The sequence below is a fragment of the Amycolatopsis kentuckyensis genome (genome assembly GCF_002155975.1).
GTDB lineage: Bacteria > Actinomycetota > Actinomycetes > Mycobacteriales > Pseudonocardiaceae > Amycolatopsis > Amycolatopsis kentuckyensis.
The window spans coordinates 1-10,510 of the sequence record NZ_MUMI01000346.1; the positions used below are offsets into that span (position 1 = coordinate 1).

The window sequence follows — 10,510 nt, forward strand, 5'->3', positions numbered from 1 at the left end:
TGCGGGCCGCCCGAGTTGGTCACCTCCACGACGTCGCCCAGGCCCATGTTCTGGAAGAACCACTGGGCGTTCGCGTCGTTCAGGTTGATGCAACCGTGGGACACGTTCGAGCTGCCCTGCTGGCTCACGCTGTTCGGGTTCTCGTGGACGAACTCGCCGTCGTTCGAAATCCGCTCCGACCACTTCTCGTTCGAGCGGTACGCCTTCGGATCCGGCGGGCAGACGCCGTATGTGCAGGAATCCATCGTGTAATTGGCCTGCTTGTCCGAAATCACGTGCGCGCCCAGGTGGGTCGGCGTGGCGTCCTTGCCCATCGAGATCGGCATGGACTTCACCATTGCGCCGTTGTGGAAGATCTGCATCTGCTCGGTGTTCCCGTCCGCCTTCGCGATCCAGGAATCGTGCACCTTGTACGTCTCCGTGCGATCCTCCGCGCCGAACACCCCGCCGCCGAAATCGACGCCGTAGATCTTCGCCGTCACCTTCAGGGTCGTGCCGGCCTGCCAGTACTCCTTCGGCCGGTAGTGGACGTTCGAGTCGTCGATCCAGTACCAGCTGCCGTCCTGCTTCGGGGTCGACTCCACCGTCAGGGCCTTCTCGACCGCCGCCTTGTTCTTGACGGCGACCTTGCCGAAGCTGAACACGATCGGCTGGCCGACGCCGACGCCCGTGCTCGCCACCGCGCCCGGCGCCGGGATCAGGTTGGCGTTCGCCTGCTTCTTGGGCGACAGCGTCGTGATCTGGTTGTCCTGCTCGATCGGCTTCCCGTTGCTGCCCTGGGCGTGCGCCACGATCTTGTACGTCGCGCCGTAGCCGAGCGGCTCGCTGGACGTCCAGCTCGACCCGTCGGCCGCCAGCTTGCCGGCGACCGTCTTCCCCTTGGCCGCGTTGGTCACCGTGACGTCGAGGAGCTTCCCGTTGGCCGCCTTGACGACGATCGGCATCGCCGGGTTCACCGCCGTGCCGCCCGCGGGCTCGAACGTCACCGCGACCGGCGTGTCGGACGGCGCGGCGGAGCCCGACGCCGGGTCCCCGCCGGCGGGGGAACCGCCGTCGTCACCGGACGAGCAAGCGGAAAGCAGCAGTGCCCCGGCAAGGATTCCGGCCACCGAAAGTAAAATCTTCTTGGGGAGCATATTGTCTCTTTTTGGGAATTGGGATCGGCGGGCATTCGTCATCAAAACTACGCGATAGCGATGACGTTCTTGCCGGCGGATCGGTGCATCGGCGTGACGTGGATCACGTGATGACGAGTCCCGGTGCGCCGTAGAGCCCGGGCCCGCTCACCGAAAGCGTGTCGAGGTACTCGCGTGCCGCCGTGTACGCCTCTTCCGCCAGTGCTTCCGTGTGCCCGAAATCGAGCGGGTTCACACGCACGGGTGCCGGCCCCGGCAGGTAAACCACCGGCACCTGCGCGGCCGCCACCGGCGCTTCCAGCACGGCCTGGTTCCGCATGCTGATCATCGCGGTGAACATCATCACCTCGGCGAACGTCCGCGGCGCCTCCGGCAGCTTCCCGGGGAACGCGCAGTCGAGCACGACCAGGGACTGCGCCCCCATCGCGAGGGCCTGCCGCATCGGCACGTTCGCGACGAGCCCGCCGTCGTACAGCAGCCGTCCGTCGTGCTCCACCGGCGGGAAGATCCCCGGGATCGCGCAGCTCGCCAGCAGCGGCTCGAGCAGGCGCCCGGACCGGATCAGCAGTGGCTCGGCCGTGTCGACCTGCGTCGTGACGACACCGAGCGGGAGCGCCAGGTCCTCGAAGCGGGTGTCGGAGCCCAGGTGGTCGGCGATGATCCCGGCCAGGCCGGTGTTGGGGAACAGGTGCGTCTTGCTCTGCGTCAGCGTCCGGACGCGGCTCAGCACGCCGCCCGGGAACGCCTCGGCCCGCGTCATGTGCGCCCAGATGTCGTGCAGCCGCGCGAGCGCGTCGGTGCCGGAGCGGGCCAGCACGGCGGCGTTGAGCGAGCCGACCGACGTCCCGGTCACGACGTCCGGCGTGAGCCCGGCTTCGGTCAGGGCGCGCAGCATGCCGACCTGCATGGCGCCGAGGCTGCCGCCCCCGCCGAGGACGAAACCGATCGGCCGGGGGAGATCCGCGAGACTCATACCGCCGAATGTAGTACTCAGGGCACGCGTTCGGGCTCCCGCTCCGGGGTGGCCAGTGCCTTGCGCTTCTTCAGCCGCAGCAGGAAGAACACCGCGACCGCGGCGAGCACGCCGACGACGATCAGCCCGCCCGTGTTCAAGGCCCCTTCGATGCGCTTCGCGGCCTCGCCCAGCGCCGCGCCGATGCTGATGTGGACCAGCGACCAGCAGAACGCGCCCGCCGCGGCGGCCGGCAGGAACTTGCGGAACGGCAGCCCGGACGTCCCGGCCGCGGCCGGCGTCAGCGTCCGGATCACCGGCAGGAACCGGGCGAAGAACACCGCCCAGGCGCCGCGGCGTTCGAGGACGCCGGTGGCCTTGTCCCAGGCCTCCAGGCCGTACTTGCGGATCAGCTTCGTGTCACGCAGCCGCGGCCCGAAGCGGCGGCCGATGCCGTAGCCGAGCGCGTCGCCCGCCGTCGCGCAGAGGGTGACGACCAGCCACAGGACCAGGAACCGCGGCACGGTGTTCGCCGTCGTCGCGGCGATGAGCAGCCCGGATTCGCCGGGGGCCAGGAAACCCAGCCCGATCGTGCACTCGGCGAACACCAGGCCGCCGGTCGCGGCGACGAGCCCCGGTTCCGGGAGTCCTTGCAACCAGCTGAGGAGGTCCGAAACCAGGGCCATGCCGCCACTTTACCGATCCTTTAAGGACCGTGGGGTGACGTGGGTCACCGCGCCAGGAGCGACGCCGCTTCCTGAGCCGCGGGACCTTCGGCCGCGAGGTGCTGCAGGTTTTCGGGCAGGACCTCGCCGCGGTGGGCCTTGGTCTGGGCGTAGAGCCGTCCCGCGCGGTACGACGAGCGCACCAGCGGACCGGCCATGACACCGGCGAAGCCCATCGCCTCGGCCGCCTGGGAGTGCTCGACGAACTCTTCCGGCTTCACCCAGCGGTCGACCGGGTGGTGCCGCGGCGAGGGACGCAGGTACTGCGTGATCGTCAGGATCTCGCACCCGGCGTCGACCAGGTCCTGCATCGCCGGAGCCACCTCGTCCGGGGTCTCGCCCATCCCGAGGATCAGATTGGACTTGGTCACCAGACCGGCTTCGCGCGCGGCCGTGATGACTTCCAGGGACCGAGCGTAACGGAATCCCGGGCGAATGCGCTTGAAAATCCGCGGAACTGTTTCCACGTTGTGCGCAAGCACCTCCGGCCGCGAACCGAACACCTCCGCCAATTGCGCAGGATCCGCGTTGAAGTCCGGAATCAGCAATTCGACGCCGGTACCGGGGTTCATCGCGTGGATCTGCCGCACGGTCTCGGCGTACAGCCAGGCACCGCCGTCAGGCAGGTCATCGCGGGCGACACCGGTGACCGTCGAGTACCGCAAACCCATCGCCTGCACGGACTCCGCGACCTTCCGCGGCTCCGAAGTGTCCAAAGCCGCCGGTTTCCCGGTGTCGATCTGACAGAAGTCACACCGCCGGGTGCACTGGTCCCCACCGATCAGGAACGTGGCCTCACGGTCTTCCCAGCACTCGTAAATGTTGGGACAACCGGCCTCTTCACACACCGTGTGCAAACCCTCGCGGCGAACGAGACCCTTGAGTTCGGTGAACTCCGGCCCCATCCGCACCCGCGTCTTGATCCACGGCGGCTTCTTCTCGATCGGCGTCTCACTGTTGCGAACCTCGAGACGCAGCAGCTTCCGGCCTTCAGGCGCAGCACTCACACCCTCAACCGTACGCCCGTCCGGGCTAAGCGGGATCCGGGGTGACGCCGGTCAGTTTCGCGGTGACGTCCCACAACGCGGCCCCCAGCGACTCGCTGCGCGCGGCCGACAGGGGACGTCCCTTGACCGGATTGCCGCGCACGCCGCCGAGGCTGCCCGGGACGATGTAGTCGCCGCCTTCGACGCCGTCCGCCGTGGCCGCGTACAGCTGCGGCAGCGCGCCCTGGCGGACGTTCTGGGCGAACAGCGCCTCGCCGATCTTGTGGCCGCCGGCGATCACCGAACGGACGACCGGGTTGCGGTAGGACCGCGCCATGCCGCTGCCGAGGCCGGTCGCGGTGTACCCGGGGTGGGCGGCGACGCTGAGGACGTCGTCGCCGGCCGCGCGCAGCCGCCGGTCGAGTTCCAGGGCGAACACCTGGTTGGCGAGCTTCGACTGCCCGTACGCGGTCGCCGGGTTGTAGCGGCGGTGCTCGGCGTTGGGGTCTTCGACGTCGATCCGCGCGCCGGTGGCGGCGAGGCTCGACAGCGCGACGACCCGGGCGTGCCGTCCGCCGCGCAGGGCGGGCAGCAGCAGCCAGGTCAGCGCCGCGTGCCCGAGGTGGTTGGTGCCGAACTGCAGCTCGAAGCCGTCGGCCGTGCGGCCGCGGGCGGTGGCCATCACGCCGGCGTTGTTGACCAGCAGGTCGAGGGTGTCGCCGGTGCGTTCCCGCACCGATGCGGCGGCCGCGCGCACCGAGGCGAGCTCGCTCAGGTCCAATGGGACGAGCTCGGGTTCGGCGCCCGCGGCGGCCGCTTTCACGATCTCGAGTGCCTTCGCGCCGCGTTCGGCGGAGCGGCAGGCGAGGAGCACGCGGGCCCCCTTGCCCGCGAGCACCTGTGACGTGCGCAGCCCGAGTCCGGAGTTCGCTCCGGTGACCAGGACGGTCCGGCCGCTCTGGTCGGCGATGTCGGCTTCGGTCCAGCGCTGTGTCATGGGCGACACTTAACTCCGTTTACGCGCTGGGCGCGAGCAGTCGCCGCAAGTGTCCGATCATCGGACGGCGGCGAGTGGATTCCTCGCGGTTCGCGCGCAGCAGCGCCTCGAACGCGTGACCCACCTTGACGATCTCTTCGGCCGGCTCGCGCGGGTCGGCCAGGCCGGCGGTGACGGCGAGCATCCGCAGCTCGCCTTCGTGCATCCGGCGCAGCGACGCGTGCCGCTCGTAAGCGCCGTCGAGGACCGCGCGCAGGTCGGTGTGCTCGTCGACGGCGGCGCGCCAGGCGCGGGTGACGGCGTCGACGTGGTCGCCGAGGCCGTCGGCGTCGTCCGGGTCGATGACCTCGGAGCGCAGGCGGCCGCTCAGCGTGCGCGTCCACTGGTACTGCAGGGCGGTGAGGACGTTTTCCTCGGTGCCGAAGTGCTCTTCGGCACCGGGCACCTCCTCGAGCGGCAGCGGCTCGCCCGGGTTCCGGGCGGCCAGGCGGACGGTCGCTTCGAGGATTTCCTGACGTCGGTAGAAGTCTGTCCAGCTCATCGTGGGGCTCCCCTTCCGTGGCCCGGGTCATACCGCGGGTCTGCGGCATACTCCCGGTACGGACCTGACGCGCCGAACATACCATGAGTATGGAGAGCGGTTCCCGGCGTAAAGTTGTGAAGGTGGCGACAATGAGGTCCAGACGACTCGACTACTCCGAGTCGACGCGGTCCGCGCTGGTCGACAGCGCGGTCGAACTGTTCACCAAACGGGGGTACGCCGGAACCTCGCTCGACGAGGTCGCCAAACGGGCCCGGGTCACCAAGGGCGCGCTGTACCACCACTTCAGCGGCAAGCAGGCGCTGTTCGAAGCCGCGTTCGACCAGGTCGAAAGCCTCGTCTACGACCGGCTCGACAAGATCATGACCGGTGAGGGCACGCCGTGGGAGCGGGCGCTCGCCGGGCTCAACGCGTTCTTCCGCGCCTGTCTCGACCCCTCCTACCAGCGGATCGCCATCCACGAGGCGCCGGTCGTGATGGGCTGGGAGCGCTGGCGCGAGGCCGAGGAGCGGTGCAGCTTCGGGCTCGTGCGGTCCGGCCTGCAGTCCCTGATCGACGCGGGCGAGGTCGAGCCGGTGCCGGTCGAGGTCACCGCGCGCCTGCTGTTCGGCGCCCTGTCGAGCGCGGCGACCGAAATCGCCAGTTCGCCCGATCCGAAGAAGGTCCGCGCCGAGATCGAGGACGTCCTCGTCCGCATGCTGGTACGGCTGCGGCGCACGGAGCCGGATGTCTCTATAGGCTGATCTTCGTGGACTTGAGGATCTTCACCGAGCCCCAGCAGGGGGCCAGCTACGACGACCTGCTGCGCGTCGCCAAGGCGACCGAAGCCGCCGGGTACGACGCCTTCTTCCGCAGCGACCACTACCTGAGGATGGGCTCGGCCGACGGCCTGCCCGGCCCGACCGACGCGTGGATCACCCTGGCCGGCCTGGCCAGGGAGACCAGCCGGATCCGGCTGGGCACGCTCGTCACCGCGGCGACCTTCCGCCACCCCGGGCCGCTGGCGATCTCGGTGGCGCAGGTCGACCAGATGTCCGGCGGCCGCGTCGAGTTCGGCCTCGGCGCCGGCTGGTACGACGCCGAGCACGAGGCGTACGGCCTGACGCTGCCGCCGCTGAAGGAGCGCTTCGACCGCTACGCCGAGCAGCTCGAGATCATCACCGGGCTGTGGAAGACGCCGGCGGGCTCGACGTACTCGTTCCAGGGCGAGCACTACACGCTGTCGGAGTCGCCGGCCCTGCCGAAGCCGGCGCAGTCGCCCGCACCGCCGGTGATCATCGGCGGCGGGGGCAAGAAGCGCACGCCGGCGCTGGCCGCCCGGTTCGCGGACGAGTTCAACCTGCCGTTCACCGACACCGACACGGCGGCGGCCCAGTTCGCCCGCGTCGAGGCCGCGGCGGCGGAGATCGGGCGGGACCCGAAGGAGATCCTGCGCTCGGTGGCGCTGGTCATCGGCGTGGGCCGCTCCGACGCGGAGGTCGCCCAGCGAGCGTCGGTCATCGGGCGGGACGTCGACGAGCTGCGGGCCAACGGGCTGGCCGGCTCGCCCGCGGAGGTCGTCGACCGGATCGGGCACTGGCGGGAGAAGACCGGGATCACGCGGGTCTACCTGCAGTTGCTGGATCTGTCGGACCTGGACCAGCTCGAGCTGATCGCCGCCGAGGTGGCGCCGCAGCTGGACTGAGCAGGTTTGTCGCGGCGGCGCGAGTTGCCGCGGCGAGCGGGGTGGCCCGGTCCGAGCGATTGCTGGGCCGGGCTGCGCCATCGCGGCCGGGCAGGTGGCGTTCCTCACTGGCCGGCGCCGCGGCGGGGTGGCTCGATCCGGCGGCGCGAGCAATCTCCCTTGTCGGCGTGGCCGGCGATGCGACTGAGCAGCCCCCGTTTTCCACGCTAGCCGAGGGGTCTGACAGTTCCGAGGCCCGAAACAGTGAAGGCCACCTGTTGTCCACAGGTGGCCTTCACTGTTTTCAGTTCTGCAGGGCGAAGGTGACGCCGGGAGCTTGAGGGGCCTCCGGGCGCGGCAGCCAGCGGTCCTCGCTCACCGGGAGCTCGCCTTCGAGGGCCGCCAAGACCGCGTCGCGGGCCAGGGGGAGCACTGCCTCCACCGTGACGTCCCGCTGCAGCTCGTACGACAGGGACGTCACGCCCGCGTCGCGGATGCCGCACGGGACGATCGAATCGAACGCCGCCAGGTCCGCGTTGCAGTTCAGCTCGAAGCCGTGCATCGTCACGCCTCGCTGGACGCGGATGCCGATTGCCGCGATCTTGCGCTCGATGCCGCGCTCGTCCGCCGGGATCCACACCCCGCTGCGGCCCTCGACGCGGCCGCTGGTCACGCCGAGCTGGTCGCACACGTGGATCAGGGCCTCCTCCAGGCGCCGGACGTAGTGGACCACGTCGATCGGGTCCGCGAGCTTCACGATCGGGTAGCCGACCAGCTGGCCCGGGCCGTGCCAGGTGATCTTGCCGCCTCGGTCGACGTCGATCACCGGGGTTCCGTCCGTGGGGCGGTCGGCCTCCTCCGTGCGCTTGCCCGCCGTGTACACCGACGGGTGCTGCAGCAAGAGCATCGTGTCCGGCGCCGTGCCGTCCGCGCGGGCGGTCAAGAAGCCGCGCTGGAGCTCCCAGGCTTCGGTGTAGTCGATCGTGCCGAGCTCACGGACGTCGACGGGCTCGGTGCTGGCGCGGCAGGAAGTGCGGGAAGAACTCACCCGTCGAGGCTACGCCCGTCACCCGGGGGAAGCAGCCGCAAGGCGCACGCTGAGAGCAGCCCGACACCGGTCACCGCCAGCACTGCGCCGATCGTGTCCGTCACCCAGTGCACGCCGAGCACGACGCGGCACGCCGCCGACAGCACCACCGCCACCGCGACCGCCGCCGCGACCCGCTTCAGCAGCCGCGGCCACAGCCACGCGCACAGCAGGAGCAGGACGAACCCCGTGCTCGCCACCGAAACCACGTGCCCGCTCGGGTAGCTCAGGTCCGGGTAGTCGCGGGGGCGTTCCCGCAGGAAAACCGGCTTGGCCGTCAGGCTGGTCAGCCGGCACAGCACCAGCACGACGGCCAGCCGCACGCACAACCCCACGTGCTGCCGGTGCCGCAACGCCAGGGCGAGCAGCGCCATGCCGAGCACGTACGGGAGCACCGGGCCGAGGATGTCGCTGCCGATCTCGGCCACCCGTCCGAGCGGCTGCGTGTAGACGCCGTGGAGGGCGTTCGCCACCTGGGCGTCGAGGGTCAGCGGGTGCCGCGCGACGCCGAGGCCGAGCGCCACGAACGCCGCCGCCAGCGCGAAACCGACGACGAGCCAGCGCTTGAGCGGGACCGTCATGCCGCGGCGAGCGCGCTGTCCAGGGTCCGGTGGCGGAACTCGTAGCCGGACCGCTCCAGCACGGCCGGGACGGCCCGCTGCCCGAACAGCGCCATCTCCTCCCCGGCCTGGCCGAGCACCGCCTTGAGCGCGATCCCCGGCACCCACCACGGCGCGGGCCGGTGCAGCACGCGGCCGACGGTCCGGGTGAACTCGGCGTTGGTCACCGGCGCCGGGCCGGTCAGGTTCACCGGCCCCGCCACGTCGTCGTGCGTCAGGACGTGGACGATCGCGCCGACCTCGTCCTCGAGGGCGATCCACGGCATGTACTGGCGGCCGTTCCCGAGCCGCCCGCCCAGGCACAGCGCGAACAGCGGACGCAGCGTGCCGTACAGCCCGCCCTTCGCCGACAGGACCAGCCCCGTCCGGATCTTCACGACCCGCGCGTCCCCGGCACCCGCCGTCGCCGCTTCCCACACATCGCACAGCTCGGCGAGGAAACCGCCGCCGCGCGGCGCGGTCTCGTCCACTGTGGACGCGCCGGAGTTCCCGTAGTACCCGACGGCGGACGCGTTGACGAGCACGCCGACACCGTGTTCGGCCACGGCTTCGGCGAGCACCTCGGTCGGCTCGACCCGGCTGTCGGTGAGCTGCTGCTTGCGCATCGCGCTCCACCGGCCGGGGAACAGCCGCTGGCCGCCCAGGTTCACGACCGCGTCGACGCCCTCGAAGGCGCCGCTCGCGATGGTGCCCGACGGCGGGTCCCAGCGGAATTCGCCGCCTTCGCGCGCTTCCCGCCGCACCAGCCGGCGGACCTCGTGGCCCTCGCGCCGCAGGCGTTCGCCCAGCGCCGACCCGATCAAGCCGCTCGCTCCGGCGATCAGTACTCGCATGCTTCGATCGTGGCCCATCGGGGTCACAGCCGCACGCCCAGGTCCCCCGCGAACGCCGGGAGGTCGGACAGGATCGCCAGGCCGAACGTCGCGAGCGGGACGTCGGGGAAACCCGTCCCGGTGTAGAACATCGCGATGGCCGCCTCGTCCGTGGACAGGCCGAAGCCGCGGCTGCGCGGCAGGGAACCGCCCTTGTACCGCACGCTGCCGCCGAGGATCCGGCGCGCGTGGGCGGCAGCGGGGGAGTCCGCGGTGGCGAGGTGGCGGTGGAAGGCGAACAGCTCCGCGGCCGTGCCCCGCGCCGTGCCCTGCGTCCACGCCCACTCGGCTTCGCCGGAGATCGGCTCCCCGCGGACGCGGTCGAGGACCTCCCGCCGGAACGCGGGGTCTGAGGTGAAGCGCGCGGTCAGGTCCGGTTCGCCGGGGTAGAAGGAACGCAGGGTTTCGCCGCAGAACCAGCGCAGATCCGGCTCCGGCCAGCCGCCGCTCGCCGCCGCGGCCCGCAGCGTGTCGTCACCGAGCCGGGTCCGGAGGTAGTCGGGAGCCGCGTTGTCGCTGACGGCGATCATCGCCGTGGCGATCGCGTCGAGCGGGACGACCTGTTCGGGATCGCGGGCGACGCCGAACTCGTCGCAGTCGATCCCCAGCGAGGTCAGGGCCCGCAGGTGGGCGCCCGCGCCAACGGGGCCGTCTCCCTCGAAGGGGTGGAGTGCGTCCCAGTCGCCGACCCGGACCGGTTCCGCCGGATCGAGCCCACCGGCCACCGCCGTCGTGTAGGCGAGGAGGTGGACGACCTTGATCGTCGAGGCCAGCACACGGGGCACGTCGGCGTGGTGCGCCAAGTGGTTCCGGCCGTCGTCCGCGACGATCGAGACGTCGTCGCGGTGCTCGGCGAACCAGGTCATCGCGCCTCCTCCCGGATGCGGCGAAGGCCGCCACGGCGGTCCCGCGGCGGCCTTCGTCAGGGTGA

12 protein-coding genes are annotated in these 10,510 nt (G+C 71.0%); 2 read left to right on the forward strand and 10 right to left on the reverse strand.

The genetic code is table 11. From position 1 onward, the window contains the following. The 6 genes from CCN39_RS30390 to CCN39_RS30415 form a co-directional block, all read right to left on the reverse strand. Positions 1-1,109 (reverse strand): L,D-transpeptidase (locus tag CCN39_RS30390; RefSeq protein ID WP_086847783.1); only part of this gene is annotated, 1,109 nt, incomplete at its 3' end. A gap of 130 nt (positions 1,110-1,239) precedes the next feature. Then, positions 1,240-2,109 carry a patatin-like phospholipase family protein gene (locus CCN39_RS30395; protein ID WP_086847764.1) on the reverse strand — a complete coding sequence of 290 codons (870 nt, stop codon included), beginning with the start codon at positions 2,107-2,109 and terminating at the stop codon, positions 1,240-1,242. A gap of 17 nt (positions 2,110-2,126) precedes the next feature. Next, positions 2,127-2,774, reverse strand: coding sequence for a DedA family protein (locus CCN39_RS30400; RefSeq protein ID WP_086847766.1), 648 nt, complete (start codon positions 2,772-2,774; stop codon positions 2,127-2,129). 44 nt (positions 2,775-2,818) lie between these two features. Further along, a complete protein-coding gene (gene lipA, locus CCN39_RS30405) occupies positions 2,819-3,820 on the reverse strand; it encodes a lipoyl synthase (RefSeq protein WP_086847768.1) in 1,002 nt (333 codons plus the stop codon). Positions 3,821-3,845: 25 nt separating this feature from the next. After that, positions 3,846-4,796 carry an oxidoreductase gene (locus CCN39_RS30410; protein WP_086847769.1) on the reverse strand — a complete coding sequence of 317 codons (951 nt, stop codon included), beginning with the start codon at positions 4,794-4,796 and terminating at the stop codon, positions 3,846-3,848. A 19-nt stretch (positions 4,797-4,815) separates the two neighbouring features. Beyond that, entirely contained in the window at positions 4,816-5,337 is a 522-nt protein-coding gene (locus tag CCN39_RS30415; RefSeq protein ID WP_086847770.1) for a hypothetical protein, read from the reverse strand. Positions 5,338-5,468: 131 nt separating this feature from the next. Here CCN39_RS30415 and CCN39_RS30420 point away from each other — a divergent pair, with 131 nt between their 5' ends. Continuing rightward, on the forward strand, positions 5,469-6,080 hold the full coding sequence (locus CCN39_RS30420; protein WP_086847772.1) for a TetR/AcrR family transcriptional regulator: 612 nt from the start codon (positions 5,469-5,471) through the stop codon (positions 6,078-6,080). A 5-nt stretch (positions 6,081-6,085) separates the two neighbouring features. Continuing rightward, positions 6,086-7,021 carry an LLM class F420-dependent oxidoreductase gene (locus CCN39_RS30425; protein ID WP_086847774.1) on the forward strand — a complete coding sequence of 312 codons (936 nt, stop codon included), beginning with the start codon at positions 6,086-6,088 and terminating at the stop codon, positions 7,019-7,021. Between the two features lie 283 nt (positions 7,022-7,304). On the opposite strand, the gene lipB is transcribed toward CCN39_RS30425, so the two are convergent. Genes lipB through CCN39_RS30445 form a run of 4 tightly spaced genes read right to left on the reverse strand, consistent with a single transcriptional unit; the run spans position 7,305 to position 10,445 of the window. Next, positions 7,305-8,048 carry a lipoyl(octanoyl) transferase LipB gene (lipB, locus tag CCN39_RS30430; protein WP_086847776.1) on the reverse strand — a complete coding sequence of 248 codons (744 nt, stop codon included), beginning with the start codon at positions 8,046-8,048 and terminating at the stop codon, positions 7,305-7,307. Beyond that, positions 8,045-8,668 (reverse strand): phosphatase PAP2 family protein, encoded by a 624-nt coding sequence (locus CCN39_RS30435; protein ID WP_086847777.1) that lies wholly within the window; start codon positions 8,666-8,668, stop codon positions 8,045-8,047. The genes lipB and CCN39_RS30435 overlap by 4 nt, the downstream gene beginning before the upstream one ends. After that, positions 8,665-9,540, reverse strand: coding sequence for a TIGR01777 family oxidoreductase (locus CCN39_RS30440; protein ID WP_086847779.1), 876 nt, complete (start codon positions 9,538-9,540; stop codon positions 8,665-8,667). The genes CCN39_RS30435 and CCN39_RS30440 overlap by 4 nt, the downstream gene beginning before the upstream one ends. 23 nt (positions 9,541-9,563) lie before the next feature. After that, positions 9,564-10,445: a serine hydrolase gene (locus CCN39_RS30445; RefSeq protein WP_086847781.1), complete on the reverse strand. Its 882-nt coding sequence runs from the start codon at positions 10,443-10,445 to the stop codon at positions 9,564-9,566. Between the last annotated feature and the right edge of the window lie 65 nt (positions 10,446-10,510).

Excerpts from the sequence above, each read along its gene's own strand:
- CCN39_RS30395 (WP_086847764.1), bottom strand. The coding sequence starts at position 2,109 with ATGAGTCTCGCGGATCTCCCCCGGCCGATCGGTTTCGTCCTCGGCGGG.
- CCN39_RS30400 (WP_086847766.1), bottom strand. The coding sequence starts at position 2,774 with ATGGCCCTGGTTTCGGACCTCCTCAGCTGGTTGCAAGGACTCCCGGAA.
- CCN39_RS30410 (WP_086847769.1), bottom strand. The coding sequence starts at position 4,796 with ATGACACAGCGCTGGACCGAAGCCGACATCGCCGACCAGAGCGGCCGG.
- CCN39_RS30415 (WP_086847770.1), bottom strand. The coding sequence starts at position 5,337 with ATGAGCTGGACAGACTTCTACCGACGTCAGGAAATCCTCGAAGCGACC.
- CCN39_RS30420 (WP_086847772.1), top strand. The coding sequence starts at position 5,469 with ATGAGGTCCAGACGACTCGACTACTCCGAGTCGACGCGGTCCGCGCTG.
- CCN39_RS30435 (WP_086847777.1), bottom strand. The coding sequence starts at position 8,668 with ATGACGGTCCCGCTCAAGCGCTGGCTCGTCGTCGGTTTCGCGCTGGCG.
- CCN39_RS30440 (WP_086847779.1), bottom strand. The coding sequence starts at position 9,540 with ATGCGAGTACTGATCGCCGGAGCGAGCGGCTTGATCGGGTCGGCGCTG.
- CCN39_RS30445 (WP_086847781.1), bottom strand. The coding sequence starts at position 10,445 with ATGACCTGGTTCGCCGAGCACCGCGACGACGTCTCGATCGTCGCGGAC.